The sequence below is a fragment of the Paenibacillus sp. 7541 genome, from assembly GCF_002276395.1.
Lineage (GTDB): Bacteria > Bacillota > Bacilli > Paenibacillales > Paenibacillaceae > Paenibacillus_AQ > Paenibacillus_AQ campinasensis.
Map to the genome: position 1 here is coordinate 135,499 of NZ_NQLZ01000012.1, position 20,085 is coordinate 155,583.

Annotated in this window: 16 protein-coding genes; 13 read left to right on the top strand and 3 right to left on the bottom strand. The window is 54.2% G+C overall.

Features of this window, described 5'->3' with window-relative positions:
- Nucleotides 1-146 precede the first annotated feature (146 nt).
- The 6 genes from CHH75_RS08175 to CHH75_RS08200 all read left to right on the top strand — a co-directional run bounded on the left by CHH75_RS08175 (nt 147) and on the right by CHH75_RS08200 (nt 9,112).
- On the top strand, nt 147-1,445 hold the full coding sequence (locus CHH75_RS08175) for an extracellular solute-binding protein (RefSeq protein ID WP_095263883.1): 1,299 nt from the start codon (nt 147-149) through the stop codon (nt 1,443-1,445).
- Between the two features lie 143 nt (nt 1,446-1,588).
- Nucleotides 1,589-2,464 (top strand): carbohydrate ABC transporter permease, encoded by an 876-nt coding sequence (locus tag CHH75_RS08180; protein WP_095263884.1) that lies wholly within the window; start codon nt 1,589-1,591, stop codon nt 2,462-2,464.
- 18 nt (nt 2,465-2,482) lie between these two features.
- On the top strand, nt 2,483-3,313 hold the full coding sequence (locus CHH75_RS08185) for a carbohydrate ABC transporter permease (RefSeq protein WP_095263885.1): 831 nt from the start codon (nt 2,483-2,485) through the stop codon (nt 3,311-3,313).
- A gap of 46 nt (nt 3,314-3,359) precedes the next feature.
- Nucleotides 3,360-5,165 (top strand): sensor histidine kinase, encoded by a 1,806-nt coding sequence (locus CHH75_RS08190; protein WP_095397927.1) that lies wholly within the window; start codon nt 3,360-3,362, stop codon nt 5,163-5,165.
- Nucleotides 5,155-6,771, top strand: a complete 1,617-nt coding sequence (locus CHH75_RS08195; RefSeq protein WP_095263887.1) for a response regulator transcription factor — start codon at nt 5,155-5,157, stop codon at nt 6,769-6,771. The genes CHH75_RS08190 and CHH75_RS08195 overlap by 11 nt, the downstream gene beginning before the upstream one ends.
- 16 nt (nt 6,772-6,787) lie before the next feature.
- The gene (locus tag CHH75_RS08200; protein WP_095263888.1) at nt 6,788-9,112 is read left to right on the top strand and encodes a glycoside hydrolase family 3 N-terminal domain-containing protein; all 2,325 of its coding nucleotides are present in this window, start codon (nt 6,788-6,790) and stop codon (nt 9,110-9,112) included.
- A gap of 149 nt (nt 9,113-9,261) precedes the next feature.
- On the opposite strand, the gene CHH75_RS08205 is transcribed toward CHH75_RS08200, so the two are convergent.
- Entirely contained in the window at nt 9,262-9,852 is a 591-nt protein-coding gene (locus CHH75_RS08205) for an NAD(P)H-dependent oxidoreductase (protein ID WP_095263889.1), read from the bottom strand.
- Nucleotides 9,853-10,015: 163 nt separating this feature from the next.
- On the opposite strand from CHH75_RS08205, the gene CHH75_RS08210 reads away from it, so the two are divergent.
- The 6 genes from CHH75_RS08210 (at nt 10,016) to CHH75_RS08235 (ending at nt 16,362) form a co-directional block, all read left to right on the top strand.
- Nucleotides 10,016-11,029 carry an AraC family transcriptional regulator gene (locus tag CHH75_RS08210; protein ID WP_369680146.1) on the top strand — a complete coding sequence of 338 codons (1,014 nt, stop codon included), beginning with the start codon at nt 10,016-10,018 and terminating at the stop codon, nt 11,027-11,029.
- A 60-nt stretch (nt 11,030-11,089) separates the two neighbouring features.
- On the top strand, nt 11,090-12,559 hold the full coding sequence (locus CHH75_RS08215) for a spore germination protein (protein WP_095263891.1): 1,470 nt from the start codon (nt 11,090-11,092) through the stop codon (nt 12,557-12,559).
- A gap of 58 nt (nt 12,560-12,617) precedes the next feature.
- On the top strand, nt 12,618-13,829 hold the full coding sequence (locus tag CHH75_RS08220; RefSeq protein WP_095263892.1) for a Ger(x)C family spore germination protein: 1,212 nt from the start codon (nt 12,618-12,620) through the stop codon (nt 13,827-13,829).
- Nucleotides 13,826-14,047 (top strand): hypothetical protein, encoded by a 222-nt coding sequence (locus CHH75_RS08225; RefSeq protein WP_095263893.1) that lies wholly within the window; start codon nt 13,826-13,828, stop codon nt 14,045-14,047. The genes CHH75_RS08220 and CHH75_RS08225 overlap by 4 nt, the downstream gene beginning before the upstream one ends.
- A gap of 20 nt (nt 14,048-14,067) precedes the next feature.
- The gene (locus CHH75_RS08230; protein ID WP_095397928.1) at nt 14,068-15,162 is read left to right on the top strand and encodes a GerAB/ArcD/ProY family transporter; all 1,095 of its coding nucleotides are present in this window, start codon (nt 14,068-14,070) and stop codon (nt 15,160-15,162) included.
- A 186-nt stretch (nt 15,163-15,348) separates the two neighbouring features.
- Entirely contained in the window at nt 15,349-16,362 is a 1,014-nt protein-coding gene (locus CHH75_RS08235) for a 3'-5' exoribonuclease YhaM family protein (protein WP_095263900.1), read from the top strand.
- Here the strand turns inward: CHH75_RS08235 and CHH75_RS08240 are convergent.
- Nucleotides 16,287-17,762 carry a HAMP domain-containing sensor histidine kinase gene (locus CHH75_RS08240; protein ID WP_095263901.1) on the bottom strand — a complete coding sequence of 492 codons (1,476 nt, stop codon included), beginning with the start codon at nt 17,760-17,762 and terminating at the stop codon, nt 16,287-16,289. The genes CHH75_RS08235 and CHH75_RS08240 overlap by 76 nt on opposite strands.
- Nucleotides 17,759-18,448 (bottom strand): response regulator transcription factor, encoded by a 690-nt coding sequence (locus CHH75_RS08245; protein WP_095263902.1) that lies wholly within the window; start codon nt 18,446-18,448, stop codon nt 17,759-17,761. Before CHH75_RS08245 ends, CHH75_RS08240 begins: the two co-directional genes overlap by 4 nt.
- Before the next feature lie 204 nt (nt 18,449-18,652).
- Here CHH75_RS08245 and CHH75_RS08250 point away from each other — a divergent pair, with 204 nt between their 5' ends.
- The gene (locus tag CHH75_RS08250) at nt 18,653-19,891 is read left to right on the top strand and encodes a DUF418 domain-containing protein (protein ID WP_095397929.1); all 1,239 of its coding nucleotides are present in this window, start codon (nt 18,653-18,655) and stop codon (nt 19,889-19,891) included.
- Nucleotides 19,892-20,085 lie beyond the last annotated feature (194 nt).

Sequence of the window (20,085 nt, forward strand, 5' to 3'; positions counted from 1 at the left end):
TATTTTGGATGTAATCGAAGATTTGTGGGATATAGATGATGAATGCTCCGCTTTATAATGTCTAATATAACGTGAATAAGGAAATAAACACGTCATTGCCTGTTAGATTTAATCCTTGTTAAACAATTACGAAAAGAGGGTTGGTTATGAACAAACGAAACAAAGGCAAAAAAGTACTGCTTCTCGGATTGGCAGCCATGCTTACACTGGTTACGGCTTGCGGCAAAGACACGGGGGCCAGCGGCGGAGCCGATGGCGATCAGATTACGATCAATATGATGCACCCGTGGACATCGCCGAATGTGGACAATGAAGTATACAAGGCGCGCATCGCCGAATTCGAAAAACAGCACCCGAACATTGTGATCAAGCAGGACGGCGTGCCTGCGGCGCAATACAAGACCAAGCTGCGCACGCTGGCAGCCGGCAACAATCTTCCGGACATTAACGTCGTATGGCCGGGAGCAGACCTTGATCCGCTTGTAGCGGGAGATTTGCTGCAGCCGATCAATGAACTGATGGATAACTGGTCCTCCATTTTGCCTGAAGGCGCACTCGAGGGCTTCAACGTGGACGGGCAGCAATACGCCATACCGACCAAGCAGAACTTCGTAGATATTATTTATTACAACAAGGAGATGTTTGCACAGGTTGGTTATGATGAGTTCCCTGACACCTACGACAAATTTATCGATGCGGTAACGAAGTTGAAGGAAGCGGGCATTACCCCGATTTCGCTTGGCAACAAGGAACAATGGCCGCTGCAATCCTCCTATATCTCGATTATTGGCGACCGTTTCACGGGAAGCGACTTCCTGACGAACGTGCTGGAGAAGAAGGCCAAGTTCACCGATCCTGAATTCGTGAAGGCGCTGGCTGTCATTGAGGAGCTGACTCAGCTTGGCGCATTCAATACCGACGCCAACAATATGGATTCGGTACAGGCGCAGGATTATTTCATCCAGGGCAAGGCGGCGATGCACATCTCCTCGGCTACGGTTGACGGCCGGGTGCGGATCAATAACGAAGAAGGTGACAAGTTCGGCATCGCCCTGTTCCCGAGTGTGGAAGGCGGTAAAGGCGACCCTGCAAAAAGCGCAGGCGTCGTGCAGTATGGCATTGCCATGAAGAGCGGGCTGGATGAGAAGAAGCGGGAAGCCGCGGAAGAATTTCTTAAGTTCTTCGTGAACGAGGATCTGTATAAAGAGCTGATTCGCAACGGTGTTGTCGTTCCAGCGAAAGTGGAAGTGCCTGAAGATGCAAGCAAGTATCTGAAGGAGATGCTGGAGCTTACAGATGGCGGTACCGCCCCGGTATTTGACAGCGTTATTCCGACACAGGTGGTTGACGTGCTGCAGAACGGTCTGCAGGCGCTGACGATCGGCCATGGAACGCCGGAGGACATTGCGGAGGAAGTGCAGAAAGCTTTTGACGACATGAATTAAAAGCGGATCAACGATAAACGATTCATAAGATTCACGATCATTCTGCTATCCCAAACCGGAGATGATGTAAGAAAACCCGAGATGAAGCGGGTTTTCTTCTTTCTTCGGGACTGGAGGGCACACACACTAAGGAGGGAACCCTGATGCAAACGCTGAGAGGAACCAAGCTTGCGATATTCCTCGGCTTGCTGCCGGCGCTGATCATCTATCTGGGCATTGCCATCGTTCCGATCGGGTTGTCCTTGTACTACTCCCTGATGAACTGGAACGGGATCGGCTCGATGACCTTTGCCGGGCTGGATAACTATGTGAAAATTTTGGGTGACAGCACGTTCTGGCTGTCGGTAAAGAACAACATCATCATTATGGTGACCGGGCTGATCGGGCAGATTCCGCTGGGATTGCTGCTGGCGCTGCTGCTGAACCGGGGGCTGAGAGGCTCCGGGCTGTTCCGCACCATCGGGTTTATGCCGGTCGTCATTTCGTCGGTTATGGTGTCCCTGATCTGGGGCATGGTGTACAACACCGAGTACGGCATGCTGAACAACCTGCTCGGCATGGTCGGACTGGACAGCTGGAAGCAGAACTGGCTCGGAGATTCAACTTGGTCGATGCTGTCGATCAGCATCGCCTATATTTGGCAGAACTGCGGACTCTATATGGTCATCTTCCTGGCCGCCCTGCAGAACATTCCGGATGAGGTCAATGAAGCGGCCGAGCTGGACGGAGCCACAGGCCTGAAGCGGACGATGAGGATTACAATTCCGATGATCCGCGGGACGATTATGGTAGGCGTGGTCTACAGTATCAGCAACTCATTCCGCGTCTTTGACCTGATTCAGATTTTGACCGGCGGCGGACCGGCGCATCAGACAGAAGTCATGACCATCTATATGTACAACAGCGCATTTCTCAACATGCGTTACGGTTACGGCAGCGCGGTGTCCATTCTGGTCCTGTTGTTCAGCCTGATCGTCATTACACTGATCAACCGGGTTGGCCGGGAGAAGGACGCTTAACGAAAGGAGGAAAACGCCATGAAGAGAAAGTCGGGCTTGTTCCAGTTATTCGCATACACATTTTTGGGCTTGTTCGCTATTATGAATATAGTTCCACTCTTTTGGATGGTGGTGAACTCCTTCAAGCAGGAGCAGGAATACGCCATCTCCCCGTTTTCGCTTCCCGACACGCTGCAGTTTTCGAACTACGCAAGAGCGTGGGAAGTTGCGAACATGGACACTTACTTTTTGAATAGCATTATCATTACGTTTGCTTCCTTGATCATTACGGTTCTGCTCGGAGCGATTGCGGCCTATTTCCTTTCCCGCTTTCAGTTCAAGCTGCGGGGCTTCACCTACGGTTTGTTTTTGCTGGGGATGCTGGTGCCGATCCACGCAACCTTGATTCCGATATTTTTGATCATGCAGAAGCTGTACCTGCTGGATACGTACTGGTCACTTATCTTGCCATATACAGCCTTTCACCTGTCTTTGACCGTATTTATACTCGAAGGTTTTATGCGCGGATTCCCTAAGGATTTGGAAGAATCGGGCGTGATGGACGGCGCCGGCGTGTATCGCATTTTCTGGTCGATTATTTTGCCGATCACAAGACCCGCCCTGGCAACGGTCATTATCCTGAACTTTATTTATAACTGGAATGAATACCTGTTTGCGCTGGTTCTGATCACGTCCACCGAACTCAAAACGCTGCCGCTTGGCCTGGCTAATTTTGCCGGCATCGAGACGGCAAGCCTAACGCTGCAGATGGCGGCGCTCACGATTGCGCTGATTCCGATTCTGATCTTCTATCTGCTGCTGCAGAAGCAGCTTGTGAACGGAATGACGGCTGGTGCGGTCAAAGGATAAGGCGGGACTGAAGGACAGATAAGGCGAATGGAAGGGGAGAAGCAGCATGAAGAACCGTTACAGCAAACACCTCGGAAATTTCGGTTTGAAGCGGAAAGCGCTCGTCATTTTTCTCCTCTTCGTCATTCTGCCTACATTCGGCGTCGGTGTGGTCGCCCAATATAAATTCAATCAGGTCCTTATGGACCAATTCGTCAACTCCACCAAGCGGAATTTGGATAACGTCACCAATCAGCTCGGGGAGCAGACCAAAATGGTGGAGGATATCGCCAACTACTTGATCTTGAGTCCGGATATGAGGTCGTTTCTTAGAGCCTCGCCTCCTCTGAGCAGCGGTCAGCGCGACAATCTGAAGCGGAACATTGAGGAGTTTCTTACCTTCCAGCTCATGTCCCGCAACTATATCCGTTCCATTGAGGTGTCCGGCTACAACGGCAGCTTCATTGAGATGGGAGAACCGTTCAGCGGGGATGAATCGATGTGGATTCGCCAGGCCGAAGCGCAAAAGGGCGGGATTGTCTGGACGGAGGGCTACGCCTTGAACAGCGACTGGTACGGGCAGACTCGCCTTCTGTCGATGTTTAGGATCTTGAACTCGTACAATGCCATCACCAAGCCGCTCGGCAGGTTAACGATCCGCATGGATGAAGCCAGCATCGTCAATCTGCTGGAGAAGGGGATTTTCGAGGAGGGGCAGGGCAGCGTGTTTATCGTGGGAGAGCAGGGCCAGATCGTGCTCGGCTCCGGGGGCGGTCTGAGCGGCCTGTTTCAACCCGATGAGGCGCTCTTGAACAAGCTGGCCTCCGGGTGGGAAGGCTTCTTCCACTATCCGCTTGAGGGACAGCGCTATCTAACGCTCTATAAGAAAGTTGAAAACACAGGCTGGAACGTGGTTTCCATGATTCCGGAGGCAACCGTGGCAGGGGAATTTCGAGGCGTGAAAATCCTGATGCTGGTCATCCTCTCCTCCATCCTGCTGCTGGGCCTCACCGCATTGATCGGCTTCCATTACACGATCATCACTCCGATATTGCGGTTGAAAAAGGAAACGAGCCGCGTGGCTTACGGTGATTTCAGCGCCCGGGTGCCGATCAAATCCAGGGATGAAATCGCGGAGCTGAATCGAACGTTTAATGAGATGGTCTCGACCATTCAGGAGCTGATCGAGCACAAATATAAGCTGGAGCTGAGGGAGCGCGAATCCGAACTGAAGCTGATGCAGAACCAGATGGACCCGCATTTTCTCTACAATACGCTCGATATGATTCGCTGGACGGCGAGGCTGGAGCATGCCGATAAATCAAGCCAGCTTATTGAGATGCTGTCGAAGTTCTTCCGCGCGAGTGTAAATAACGGCAGCTATCAAACGACGCTGCGGCGGGAGATGGAGTTCGTGCAGACCTATCTGTATCTGCAGCAGCGCCGCCTGGGCGATAAGCTGAAGTATACGTTGTCCACGGAAAGCGGGCTGGAGGATATGTTGATGCTGAAGGCAACGATCCAGCCGCTGGTCGAAAATGTGATCAAGCATGGGTATGACCGGAGCAAGCCGATCAATGAAATCACGGTAAATGCTTTCCGATTCGGAGATGAGATGGTTATTGATGTCATCGACAATGGCAAAGGAATGACCCCTGCACGGCTTCAGGAAGTCGCATCCTCGCTTCAAGGAAGGGCCAAGGAAGGAATCCGGCAGGGAGCCATGTCCAATATCCATGAACGGCTGACGATCTTCTTCGGGCCGGACTACGGACTTGAAATTATCAGCACCTCACGGGAAGGCACTTGGATCAGGTTAAGACTTCCGGTGAGAGAAAGCCAGGATCAGGGTGGTGATAAGCATGGACAGTAAATCGGCAAAGGACAGCAAGCGGATCCATATGTTGATCGTGGATGACGAACCCGTCATCTGCGAAGGGCTGCGGCACACGATCGACTGGGAGCAGCTTGGCGTCCGTGCCGTCGGTGTGGCCTATGACGGTATGGAAGCGCTGCGGCGGATAGAAGAGCTGGACGTTCAGATCGTGTTGACTGACATCCGCATGGATGGGATGGACGGCCTCCGGTTGGCCGAGTGCTTGAAGGAACGGTTCCCGGATGTGCGTGTTGTCATGATCAGCGGTTACGAGGATTTTGAATATGCGCGTCAGGCGATTCGTCTTGGCGTCAGCGATTATCTGCTCAAGCCGGTCGAGATTGACGAGCTGACGGAAGTGGTCAAGAACATTGTTGGCGACATTCATGGACAGCGTCGGGACGAAGACGTTCAGGAAGCGAAGCTGTGGTTGTCGAATATCGTGCGGCAAGGCATCGCAAGCGGGAAGGAGCCGCCGGCATCCCTTCGAGGATCGGGATTTCGTATTCTGGCAACGCAGATGGACCGGTTTATCGAACGGTTCGGGAAGGAGCCCCCGCCGCATTATGACAGAATCCAGGACGACTGGGTGAACTTGCTGCATGCGGAGCTGCAGCGCCCCGACCTTCGACTCGTGTCCGTGTTTGATCACGAAAATATGCTGATTACACTGCTCATCTCCGATATCCGAATGGATGGGCAAGCATGGGATCAGCTGCTGGAAGCGGTGGAGCCGACGCTTCGAAGAGCCGGCATCCTGTGCGGCGCTTCCGGAATCTACAGCGATCTGGCGGATACCGTGGAGCGATGTGCGGAGGCCAAAGCGCTTCTTCCCTATCATCTGCTGGAGAACAGGAATGTGCTGTTCCCGAAATACCGGGACATCACCCTGAAGGACGCCGGCATTCCTGCATTTGATGCAGCGAATGCTGCAAGTAAACTTGTGGCGGCCATGCTGAAACAGGACCTTAACGAAGTGGATGGCCTTGTAGCGGACATGTTTTCCTTCTTCCGGGAGCAGCGTTATTTGCCAGACAACCTGTGGAGCACCTATGAGGAACTGGCCGCCCTGATCAGGCAGCGGATGCGGAAGAGCGGCATGACCGAGCTGGAGACTGTGCATAAAACTGGCCCGGATATGTACCTATATAACTCCTATGACGCGCTGGAGGGACTTGTGAAGGAGCGGCTGCGGGAGTGGCTGAAGCTCGTCGAGCGGCAAGGGATGGATAAATCCTACTGGATCGTTGAAAAAGCGAAGAAGTATATGAACGAGCATTATCGTTCCGATTTGAAAGCCTCGGAGGTGGCGGCCTGGCTCAAGATTACGCCGAGCTACTTCAGTTATATTTTTAAGCAGAGCACCGGAAAAGGCTTCACGGAGTATATGAACGAAATGCGTATGGAGCAGGCGAAAGAGCTGCTGGCAACCACGCATGACAAAGTGTTTGAGATTGCGGACAAGGTCGGTTATAAGGAGTACAAGTATTTTGTATCGGTATTCAAAACGTACACAGGCATGACACCGAAGGAGTACCGCGGGCTCAGTGCGGCCCGGGATGCGGATGTCCTGAATGCCAAGGATTCCACGACAAAGCGATGAAGCGGGGGAACGCATCATGGAACTATATAAGTCTGCCCAAGCGCCGATCGAAGAACGGGTTCGGGATCTGCTTGGAAGAATGACGCTGACGGAGAAGGTAGGACAGCTGAACCAGCGTATGTATGGATGGAACGCTTACGTTAAACAGGGAGACCGCTTCGAGCTGACGGAAGAATTCAAAGCGGAGGTGGCCTGGGGCAGCGGAATGGGCGCGCTCTACGGCTTGTTCCGCAGCGATCCGTGGTCTGGCGTCCACTACGGCAACGGCATTCCGGCGGCGGAAAGCGCCAAAGTGGCCAATCAGGTGCAGCGGTATGTGATGGAGCATTCCCGGCTTGGCATTCCGGTGCTGCTTACAGAGGAATGTCCGCACGGCCATCAGGCGCTGGACGGCACTCTGCTGCCGGTCAACCTGGCCGCGGGCGCGACCTGGAATCCGGCGCTGCTGGCGCAAGCCTACGGCTTTGCGGCCGCCGAAATTCGCAGCCGCGGCGCGCATGTGGGCTTGGTGTCTGCGCTGGATATTTTGCATGATCCGCGCTGGGGGCGGTCCGAGGAATGCTACAGCGAGGACCCATATCTTGCGTCACGGTTCACGGAGGCTGTCGTGCGGGGAATGCAGGGCGAGAGGCTGGAGCAGCTGGCCGAGACTGACAAGGTCGCGGTCGTGCTCAAGCATCTGTGTGCCCAAGGCACCGCACAGGGCGGCCGCAATGCAGGGCCGGCTCCGATCGGGGAGCGCGAGCTGCGCGAGATCCATCTTCCCGCCGCCAAGGCCGGGAAGGAGGCGGGCGCCGTCGCATTCATGGCGGCGTACAACGAGATCGACGGTGTGCCTTGCCACGCGAATGAGCAGCTGCTGACAGGCATTCTGCGCGAGGAATGGGGCTTTGACGGCGTCGTTATGGCCGATGGCTGCGCGATTGACCGGCTGCTGGCACTGACGGGCAGCCATGAATCGGCCGCTGCGCTCGCCTTGGCGTCCGGCGTTGATCTCAGCCTGTGGGACAAGGCGTTCACGACGCTGGAGGAAGCCGTTTATCAAGGGCTGGTCCCGGAGCCTGACATCGACCGGGCGGTAGAGCGGGTGCTGCGTCTGAAGTTCCGGCTCGGCCTGTTCGACCGTCCCTATGTGAACGAGAACGGTCCGATCGCCGTTGTCGGGCGTCCCGAGTTCCGGGAGGTGAACCGGCAGGTGGCGCTCGAATCTGCGGTTCTGCTTAAGAACGAGGGCGGTCTGCTGCCGATCCGCAAGAAGCACCGCCGCATCGCGGTAATCGGCCCGAATGCCGATCAGCTGTACAATCAGCTTGGCGATTACACGAGCGTCCAGCGGGAAGGCAGCGGTACGACCGTGCTTGCAGGCATTCGCATGGCCGCACCTGCAGAGACGGACATCGTGTATGCCAAAGGCTGCGGTATCCGTGATCTGTCCGAGGAGGGATTGGCCGAGGCTGTTGAGGCGGCGAAGACCGCCGACCTCTGCGTATTGGTGCTTGGAGGCAGCAGCGCCCGCCGCTTTGACGGCGCGTTCGACAGCAACGGCGAAGCCATCGTTCCTGAAGGCGATGCCGGCAATCCGTCCGAGATGGACTGCGGAGAAGGCGTGGATCTGGCCGATCTGTCCCTGGGCGGCCTTCAGCAGCGGCTCGTCCAAGAGGTTTCGGCTACGGGGACGCCGGTTGTCGCGGTGCTGATTCAAGGCCGTCCGCATGCGATAACCGAGGTCGCTCAGCATTGTGGAGCGGTGTTGTGCGCATGGTATCCCGGCCCTGAGGGAGGGGCAGCTGTGGGGCAGCTGCTGTTCGGACAGGCGAATCCGAGCGGCAAGCTGCCGGTATCTATCCCGCGCTCGGCGGCACAATTGCCTGTATACTACAACCAGAAGGATCCCGGTCGGCCAAGAGTTTATGTGGATATGCCGTCTGCGCCGCTGTATCCTTTCGGCTATGGGCTTAGCTACACAGCATTGGAGTACGGGGAGATCCGGCTATCCCAGCGGAAGATTTCAGTCGCCGAGCTAGCGAAGGGCGGACAGATTACGGCGGCGGTTCGATTGAAGAACACAGGTGAATGCACCGGAGCGGAAACCGTCCAGCTGTACATTTCGGCCCGCGAGTCAGGCATCACACGCCGTCTGGCCGAGCTGAAAGGCTTCCGGAAGCTGGAGCTTGCTCCTGGCGAAGAGCGTGAGGTTACCTTTCACCTCGGCATGGAGGAGCTGGCCTTCTGGAACCGGGCGATGAAGTTTACGGCCGAGCCCTGTGCGGTCAGGATCGGGATTGGCGGCAGCTCGCAGGATCTCTCCCATGCTGAGCTTAGGATAACAGAAAGCGTCTAGCGGACGCGGGAGAATAAAGCTCCGAGTTCCGTCTGCTTGCAGGAAAGAGGTCTGCCCAGGTTTTACGTGGGGCAGACCTCTTTGTACATTGAGGGGATCGTCCGTTAATGAGAATAGTGGTCCATCCAGACGTGCATCCATCGCCTTGCCTACTTGCGCCGGGCCCCAAGCTGCTTTACCTGCTCCAGCCACTTGGCCCGCTGCTGCGCGGTGGACGGCTTGACAGGCGCAACCTCGGTCACGCGCACCGGCTTGATCCCGCAAAACTTCAACACATTTCGCTTCATGACCAGATGTCCCGCACGCCAATAGATGAGGCGGTTATACCACGAAGGGGTATCCATCGTCACGATCAGGCGTGCGGATTTGCCGGTGAGCAGCTTATCCCATAACGGAGAATTGTCGCGGTACTTGAATGCAAACCCCGGCAGGAATACCCGGTCGATGAACCCTTTCAATATCGCGGGCGGCGCCCCCCACCAGGTCGGGTATACGAAGACGAGATGGTCTGCCCAGCGGATCAAGGCCTGAGCCTCGCGCAGTTCATCCTCCAGCTCGGTTCGTTTGCGGTAGCCGTACTTCAGGTTCGGGTTGAAGTCAGCTTGACTCAAGTCGATGCGGCGCACCTCGGTGCCGTCTATATGGGCTGCTCCCTCCGAATAAGCATCCGCCAATGCCAGACAGAAGCTCTCCGGATCGGGGTGTCCGTTAATGATGACTATATTTTTAGGTCCACTCATCGTCTTCTCCTCCTATAACAGCTCTTGCCCTCCAGGTGTTAGGTTATGAGGCGCTGTATCATCTATAATGAGAATAAAGTGAAATGATCGTCGGCGAAATGATCAATCGCGCATTAAAATTGCAAAATGGCGCAAAGGGGGAAGCGGTGTGGCGAGTCGGGACGTGGCTATCTCTATGGTATATCCCATTATGAAATCGATGGTTCGAAGAGGCTTTGACGCCGAGCGGTTTTGCGAATATGCTTCTTTCGATTCGGGGCTGCTTCAGGATGTGGAGGCCCGTATTCCGGATGCGGAACTGGAGCGTCTGATGAAGGCAGCCGCTGATTATACGAAGGATGAGCATTTCGGACTGCATCAGGGCCGACTGCTGGAGCTAGCGGATCTGGGGGTGCTCGGCTATGTGATGATGCATTCGACGACGATTGCGGACGCCCTCGCGGCTTACCAGAGATTCTATGTCATTCTGAGCAGCAGTTTTGAGCTGGAATGGGAGCTTCGAGACCGGGAATGTGTGCTTCATCTCTGTCTGAACGAAGCGGGAGTCTCGTCCCGCCAGTGTGTGGAGGATATGGCCAGTTCGGTGTATGAGCTGATGAGACGTCTCAGCAACCGTCCGATTCCGCTCATCGGGGTGGAATTCATGCATGATGCCACCGAGAATACGAAGCCGTATGTGGACATGTTCGGACTGATGCCGAAATTCGGGGCCGGCAACGTGCTGAGGATTCACGCCGAAGTTCTGGATTATCCGGTGCTCTATTCAGACCCGAGAATACTGCAGGTGTTCGAGCAGCTGGCACAGGAGACGAGATCGGAATTAACGGCGGACGGGGTGCTGACAGAGCAAGTGATCCGCTGGTTGAAAAAGAGTCTGTTAACCGGGCTTCCGACATTGCAGGAAACGGCCCGTGCACTCGGGATGAGCGTCAGAAGCCTGCAGATTAAATTGAAGGAGGAAGGGACCACCTTCAACGAGTTGTCGGTTCGTGTCCGGCAAGAGCTTGCGGTCAGCTATTTGAAACGGGAGGAGTTCTCGATCGGGGAGATTGCTTACGCGCTTCATTTCTCGGAGCCCAGCGCCTTTCAGAACGCGTTTAAACGGTGGACCGGCATGACGCCAAGACAGTATCGCACCCGATATGAAACGAAAAACCGCATATTATTTTCCAAATGAGGGGATGGTAAGAAAGCGATACTCCCATATTGCAAATGACCGTACAAGGGGGCCATCGATATGAGGCAAACCGACGAGGCAGGAAAGAAGCTGGACCACTTGCCGGATTCCCTTCCCCAGTTCATGAAGGAAGTCAACAACCGCTTAGGAGAGAGTCCGGATATCGTGTGGCGTGAGATCGCATTGGGCTCTGCTCCGGCGGTTATTTTGTATATGGATGGGCTCGGAGACCCGATTGATCTGCTCGAAGCCATTCATCAGGACTGGCTGTTCTTCGAAGGGGAGGGTGAGCAGACGCCGGGCGACCGCTACCGAGTGCTTAAGGAACGGACCATCACGATGGGCAAGGTTGGGGAGGCGGCCACGTTCTCCGACATGATGGAGAAGCTGCTGAGCGGCAACTCGATCCTGTTTGTGGACGGTGTAGGCTCGGTGCTGTACGCAGGGACAGAGTCGCTGAAGCAGCGCGGGGTGGAGGAAGCGACCTCCCAATCGGTGGTCCGGGGGCCGCGTGAAGGCTTTACCGAAGCCCTGCGCGAAAATACAGCGCTCGTCAGGCGCCGCATTCAGAATCCGAATCTTCGGCTAGAGCAGCGGAAGATCGGCGAGCAGACCAACACGCAGGTGGCCATCATGTATATCGAAGGGCTGTGCCATGTCGATGTGCTTGAGGAGCTGCGCAGGCGAATGGATGCTATCGAACTGGACAGTGTCCTGGAGAGCAACTATATCGAAGAAATGATCCAGGATCAGAAGTATAGCCCGTTTCCGACCGTATACAATTCCGAGCGCCCGGATGTGGTGGCATCCGCCTTGCTGGAAGGCCGGATTGCCATCTTCGTGGACGGCACACCGTTCGTGCTTATCGTTCCGGCGCTGTTCGCCCAATTTTTCCAGTCCAGCGAGGACTATTACCAACGGGGTGATTTCTCAAGCCTGCTTCGACTGCTGCGGTATCTGTGCTTCGGGATCGCGCTGTTGACACCTTCGTTCTATATTGGGATCACGACATTTCATCAGGAGATGCTGCCGACCAATCTGCTGACAAGCCTGATTGGGCAGCGGGAGGGCGTGCCGTTTCCGGCCTTTGTTGAGGCGCTCATTATGGAGATTACCTTCGAGATATTGCGCGAGGCGGGCATCCGTCTGCCCAAGTCCATCGGTCAATCCGTCTCCATCGTAGGCACACTGGTGATCGGCCAGGCGGCAGTTGAGGCCGGTCTCGTCTCCGCCGGAATGGTGATCGTGGTCTCGATTACGGCGATCGCGAACTTTGCGCTGCCAGCCTTTAACGTGGGCATCTCGGCCCGGATGCTGCGCTTTGTCATGATGGGCATTGCGGCATCGTTTGGCTTGTACGGCATGATTATCGGATTGATCATACTGGGGCTGCATCTGAGCAGTCTCGAATCGATGGGCGTCCCTTATATGTCTACGTTTGCTCCGTTCAGCTGGAGAGGCCAGAAGGATGCGCTGCTCAGGCTGTCTCAACGGACCAAGAAAAAGTATTTGCGTAAGCTCAAATCCTGATACAGGATCCCAGACTTCGACACCACACTGCCCATTTCAACAGGAGAAGGACATCGATATGATTGGTAAACGGATTCTAGTGATCATCATGCTCGTTAGTGTAACCATCACTTCCGGATGCTGGAGCCGCAAAGAGCTGAATGAGCTTGCCGTGGTCATGGCCTTGGGAATCGATACCCATGAGGATGGCTATGCGGTGTCGGCTCAGGTGCTCAACGCCAGTGAGACCGGGGCCAAGCAGAACAGTTCTTCCATGGGGAGTCTGCCTGTCATTACGTACACGTCGGTTGGGAAGACCATCCCTGACGCGCTTCAGCGCATGCTGAGCATGGCGCCGCGTGCCTTGTATCTGTCGCATCTCAGAGTGCTGATTTTCGGGGAAGAACTGGCAAGACAGGGCGTTGGGAATACGATGGACTTCATATCGCGGAATCATGAGCTGCGGAGGGATTTCTTTCTGCTTGTGGCGAAGGGAGGACGCGCCTCGGACATTCTGGAGGTTATAACCCCGTTCGAATATATTCCGGCCAACTCCCTCTTCTCTTCCATTCTGATCTCCCAAAAAAGATGGGCAGCCACCGGAAAAATTACTCTGCAGATGTTCATTACGGAGCTAAAGCGGGATGGATCGGATCCGGTGCTGTCTGGCGTGCAGTTGAGAGGAAGTGTGCAGCAAGGACGGAACGTCGAAAATGTGAAGAAGATTCAACCGGATACGATGATACAGCATGCAGGATTGGCTGTGTTCAAGCGGGACCGGCTTGTCGGTTGGCTGGATGAGTCCCGCAGCAAAGGGGTGAACTATATCCTTAATCGAGTCGTAACCACCGTCGGGGATATTGAATGTGCAGGCGGAGGGGTCGCCGCATACGAGATTCATCGGGCTGACAGCACCACCCATGCTCACCTGAATGAGAAGGGGGAGCCCGAGTTTCGGCTCGAGATGGAGATCGAAGCCAATCTCAGTGCGGTTGAATGCGCGATGAAACTGGATTCCCCGGATGTGATCACAGACCTGGAGAAGCGAATCGAGGACAGATTCAATACGAACATTGCCAAGCACATACGGTATGTGCAGTCGGAGTACGGTGCCGACGTATTCGGCTTCGGCGAGGCGCTTCATCGTCAACACCCGAAGGTATGGAAGAAGTATCGGGATAACTGGGATGAACGTTTCAGAACCGTTCAGATTCAGGTGAATGCCAATGTGGCAATCCGGCGGATCGGATCGATTGTGCAGCCGATCAATGAGGAGGTCGATGAACCATGAATTGGCACATGCTGCTCTCGATTGTACTGCTCGTCTCGCTCGTGAACGGCATTAGGCGCATACGGAAACTCCACGCGATGCGGGATATGCTCGTCTTTTTAACGATTTGGGGGCTGGCGGTCATAACGATGCTTGGAGATGCGCTGGAGGTGCCAGGCATGAGGCCGCTGGACTGGATCAAAGCGGTTATGCAGCCTATCAGCGCCTGGATGCCATGACGGTAGGAGGAAGGTGACATATGGCCAGACAGAAGCAGATTTCCTCCCGACAATTTTATATTATGACCTTCGGTCTGACGGTTGGAACCTCGATTCTCGTCACCCCGTCGGGGCAGGTGCATACAGCGCGAGAGGACGCCTGGATTGCTTCGATATTCAGCCTCCTGATCAATCTGCTGATGGTTCTGATGTATATCGGAATCGTTCGTCTCTACCCGGGAAAGACGATCTTCGAGATCCATGAGCAAGTTCTCGGCAAAGTGTTGGGTAAGGCGCTCAATCTGCTGTACCTGTTCTACTTTTTGATTTTGACAGGCACGCTGCTTGGGAACCTGGGCTTTTTTCTGACGAGCGAGATTATGCCGGAGACGCCAACGGAAGTGATTCAGCTGTTGTTCTTGCTCTCGGCGGTCATTTGTGCCCGGATGGGGCCGATTATACTGGCCAGGGTCGGTGAGCTTGCCTTTCCCTGGATCGTATTTCTGTTTCTGGTTCTTGTGTTGGGGCTCATTCCACAGATTGAATGGGATTATATTAAACCGGTGCTTGAGGAGGGCTGGGGGCCTGTATTGACAGCGGGGCTCCATTCCTCGATGTTTCAGGAATTGATTGTATTGCTGGTGTTTTTTTCGTTGGTCAACAAAAGAAAGGACGGTGAGCGGGCCTATGTGCTTGGCGCATTTAGCGGTGAAGTTGTACTTGCGATCATCACGACACTGAGCGTGCTTGTGATGGGCATCGAGCAGACGGAGAACAGCACATTTCCGGCATTCGCCCTGGCCAAAACGATTAACGTCGGCAACTTTTTTCAGCGGGTGGAAGGGATTTTAATTACATTATGGGTATTGACCTTCTTCCTTAAAATCTCCCTCTTGTTCCTGTCCATTCTTGAAGGCTTGCAGAGCGTATTCGGCTTGAAGGAACAGCGTTCGTTGATTTATCCGCTGTCGATCATCTTTATCATCGTATCCTGGAACACGTACATCAACACCGTGTATGTCTCGGATATTATCCAGAATGTATGGGTTGGGTATGCCATGCTTCATTTGATAGCCATTCCGCTACTTGTCCTGCTGATCGGCGCCGTTCGGAGGAAGCTGCTGGGCGGGCGTTAACTTCAGCACGGAGATCAGTGCGGAGCCATGCCGTTTGCGTGGCTGTCTCTTCCTGGATGCAGACGGGCGGATGCCGAAACGCGGATCTGCCGTTATAATAGGGTGTAGGCCTGTCAGCTTCGCTGCAGGCTGTTCGGGGAGGCATGGCACAGCTGAAGCCCCCTGTAACAGCATGGGAGGGGACCTATGAAACCGATTAACCAACTCCGCATTCAGGATGAATTCGTGGGCTTTTATTTGTTGAAGGAACTGAACCTAAGACAAACGAGCGGTACACCGCCGAAGGATTATTTTGACATTGTGCTGTCGGATGCGACCGGGCAAATTTCTGCGAAATACTGGGATGTGACGATCCAGGATAAAGAGACGTTTTTTCCAATGCAGCTGGTCAAAATCCAGGGAACGGTGCAAAGCTACCGGGATCAGCCTCAAGTCAAAATAAGCCGCATACGCAGGGCAACAGACGATGACGGAGTGTCGATCACCGATTATGTGAAAGCCGCCCCGCTTCGCCCTGTCGATCTGCTCCATACGATCAAACTGGCGATCAAGAGCATTGCGCATGAGGAGATTCGCATGATTGTGACGTATTGCGCTGATAAGGTGGAGGACAAGCTGATGCATTATCCGGCTGCGAAGTCCTATCATCATGCTTATTTCGCCGGGCTCGCCTATCATATTGTCCGCATGCTTGAGATCGGCGATTTCATCTGCAAGCAGCGCCCGTTCCTCAATCCGGATCTGATCAAGGCCGGCATCATTCTGCACGATATTGCCAAGCCGGAGGAAATGATCGCCCAGATGGGCATCGTGACGGATTACAGCAATCAGGGCAAGCTGATCGGGCATATTGCGCTTGCATCCGGCTGGATCGTCGAGGCGGCCATCTATCACGGCATTTCGCTGGATTCCGAGCTGGTGCTCGGGCTGCAGCATCTGGTGCTGTCCCATCACAATCTCGGCGAATGGGGCAGCCCTGTTCAGCCTCAAACGGCGGAAGCGGTGGCGCTGCACTATATCGATATGATGGACGCCAAGCTTCAGATGGTGGAGGACGCCCTCGATACGACCGCGCCATCCGAACCGTGGACGCCGATGATTCGCGGACTTGAGAACAAGGCGCTCTATCGGCTTAAGATAGAGGAAGAATCGGTCCGCAGCGGAAATGAGAAGGAGACCATCGCTCCGCCTTCCGGATGATTCGCTGCGGTAATCTGACCGCCGTGATGGGAGACGAGCAATTTGGCGATATAGAGGCCGAGGCCGGCATGTCCTTTCTGCCTTGGGGCACGTCCTTGCCCTTGATAGAATCGTTCAAACACTTGCTTCAGCTCCTGGCTGTCAAATCCGTTACCTGTGTCAGAGATCGCCATCTTCACTTGATGCTCGTTCATCTCGATGCTCCAGGTGATGGTCCCGGCTGCCGGTGTATGACGGATGCTGTTGGCCACGAGGTTGTCCAGAATTTGTGCGATCCGGTATGGATCGAACAGAATGGGCTGAACAGACGTCCGTTCATCCTGGCATGCTGCTGTAAACGTGATGTTCTTATCAGCGCACAGCGCTTTGTACTCGATGGTTTTCTCCTCTATAAATTCCTCTATATCCATTGGGATCGGCTGAAGATGAAAGGACATATGTTCAAGCTCAGCGATGGTGTTCATATCCTTCAGCAAATGGGCAGCATTGGCGGTGTTCCTCTTAATCACGTTCAAGTATTGGGAGACTGGAGATTCCTTGCTGCCTCTATTCATTTCCTCAAGCCCTTCGACATGGCCCTGGATAATCGTAAGCGGGGTGCGCAAATCATGGGCAAGTGCAGCGAACATCGTCTTGCGCTCCTGCTCTTGCTTCCATTCCCTCTCCAAGGATTGCGCCAGCTCCTTTCGCATCTCCTCAAAAGCAACCGTCAGCTCATTCATCTCGGTAACCGGGGAGCTCTCGCTCATCGAAAAATGAAGGTTCCGCTCCTTGATCCGGCCAGCTCCATCCAGCAGCTGTTGCAGCGGCCGGCTGATCATTCGGCTGATTTGTTTGCCGAACAGATAGGTGAACAGCGCGATGTAAAGAAAGGGAGTCAGGAACAAGAACAGAACGCCACTGTTAATCCAGGGACTAAGACCAGGATTGACAGCGGTCATCCTGAGCGAATATTCCAGCAATAGCGTACCTACCTGTTCCCCGTTATGGTCATGAATCGGCACAGACCTCGTAATATTTCCCCCGATCCAATTCGCCGGAGTCACTTGAACGGCTGCTGCATCCTGATTCCATCGCTTGGTGATCGCGGGGTCTCCGTAGAGAAATTGCCCTTTGCTAGCCACAACGCCATAGGATATGCCGGAAGAAGGAATCAGCTGTTCCAGCTCGGCCTGTGATTCCAGGCTCAGCAGGAGCGCTCCTTTCGAATTGGCAAAATGCTCGATAGCCGGAATCTGCTTCTCGTAATAATTGGCTGGACGCAGCACCTCATGCTGAAACAGAAAGCTGACCAGAGCAGCCAGCAGCCCCCAGGTAAGAAGTGTTGCGATCAGGCTGAGCGACAGCACCGACAGAAAGCTGCGGATGAATATACTTTTGACCGGCCGCTGTCTGCTCATTTGACCTCCCATTTATATCCGATGCCCCATACGGTCTGTATATAAGTGCGATCCGGGATGCAGGCCGCGAATTTGGCCCGGATTTTCTTGATATGCTCGGTGACAGTTGCATCGTCGCCTTCAGCGTCCCAACCCCACAATTTCTCGTAGATTTGCTCCCGCGTAAACACCTGCCCCGGATGCATGGCCAGCAGCTCTACAATTTTAAATTCCTTGTTGGTTAGTGAGATATCCTGACCATTCCCGTTTACCGTATAGCCTTTGCAGTCAATGGTTAAGGAATGGAAGCGGAGAACGCTCTGGTCCTGGGGCGTGAGTCCCCGCTTCTCCCGTCGCAGGTGAGCGTGAATTCGGGCTTTCAGCTCCGCCAGGCTGAACGGCTTTAACAGATAATCATCGCCGCCCGCCGCCAGCCCCTGAATGCGATCGGTTTCACTCTGGCAAGCGCTCAGGAACACGATCGGACACTGCGTAAATTCCCGGAGCCGCCGGCATGTCTCAAAGCCATCCAGCTCGGGCATCATCACGTCTAGCAGGATCAGCTCAGGCTGAAGCTGACTTAATTCCAGCGCCTCCCGGCCGTTTGCGGCGGTGAATACCTGATATCCCTCCCGCTCCAATGCGTCTTTCATAAAAGCGATAATTTCCTCTTCGTCGTCCACTAGCAATATACGTTCTTGAGTCATACAGATCCTCCGTCAGTCTATGAGATCGGTTAACTTCATCCTAGTATACATGGATTTTCTAAAGAAGCGATAAAGAAAGGGCCCGGAGCTAACCCCAGATAAGAGCTATCACAGCGATTCAGGAGCGCATACATGCGGCTTTATAAATTCTTTATGCTTATGGATTAACCTTGCATGGACCAACATTGTGGAAGGATGATCGACATGACAGACGTACGGCAGCAAAGAATTACACTCATAGACAGCTTGAGGGGATTTGCTTTATTGGGCATATTTCTGGTAAACATTCTTTTTTTCACGACATCGCTCCAGACGATTTCGTTTGGCGTGGACCTGTGGACTGGCGGGTACAATGAAGCGCTTGGCATGCTGAAGGACATTTTCATCAACAGCAAATTTATTCTGATCTTCTCGTTTCTGTTCGGTTTGGGGGCGGTATTGCTCCAGAACAGCTGCGAGGCGAAGGGGCTGAGCTTCCGTCGTGTTTATGCCCGGAGACTGACGGCCTTGCTGGTGATCGGTCTGATTCACGGCATGCTGATATGGTATGGCGACGTTTTGACGCATTATGCGATTCTCGGCTTCCTGCTGCTGCTGTTTATCAAGCGCAAGCCGAAAACGCTGCTTATCTGGTCGCTCATTTTGCAACTGATCGTTCCGGTGCTGGTCGTGATCAGCAGCCTGGCTTCATCTGGCGATCCGCAATTCACCACATTGAGCGGGGAAGAAATGCAGCAGACGGCGCTCTATTATCAAGCGAAGGATTCGGCGATCTATGGCGCTGGAGATGCGGGGCAGATTTTGGGGCAAAGGCTGAACGACTTCATCGCCTCGATTTTTAACATGATTCTGTTTTATCCCCAAGTGCTGGGTTTGTTTCTGTTAGGCATGTATTTCGGCAAGCGCAGGTTTCTGCATGACGTTGCCGGGCACCGGGCGCTGTTCGTTAGATTGGCTTGGATCGGAGGCGTCTTGGGATTTGCCGCGCAGCTGGCGATGGCATGGACGGAGCTGTCGTTTGCCATGGAGGCCGTTATGCTGTTCGTTGGCGCGCCCCTGATGTCACTGGCCTATATTTCGCTATTTGCGCTGTTGTATCAGAACAAGCGGTGCCAGAAGGTGCTGCGGGTCTTTTCCTATCCGGGTAAAATGGCCTTCACCAACTATCTCATGCAATCGGTTATTTGTGGCTTTATCTTTTATAGCTACGGCTTGGCGCTGTACGGCACCGTGGACGTTGGAATCCAGATGCTTATTGCCCTGGCGGTCTATGCCGCGCAGGTGATCTTCAGCATGCTATGGCTGCGCCTCTTCCCGATCGGCCCGTTAGAATATGTGTGGCGCCTGTTTACTTATTGGGGGAAACCAGTGAGGAAGGGAGCAGTGTCACATCAGGCTAGCATCGCTAGCGACAAGGACAGCAGCCGAGCAAACCGGGCTTGAAACCATTTTTCAAGAAACCCTTGCAATACCATTCCGAGTGTATTACAATGCATTATAAATTCATGACATGATATGTTATACAAGCAATGAAGGAAAGAGTAAGCACCGGAACTTCCCGACAGGAAAGGGCTGCCACCGACTGAGAGCGCCCGGGCGAAGCGTCTGCTGCCGAAGTTCATTCCTGAGCTGGTATC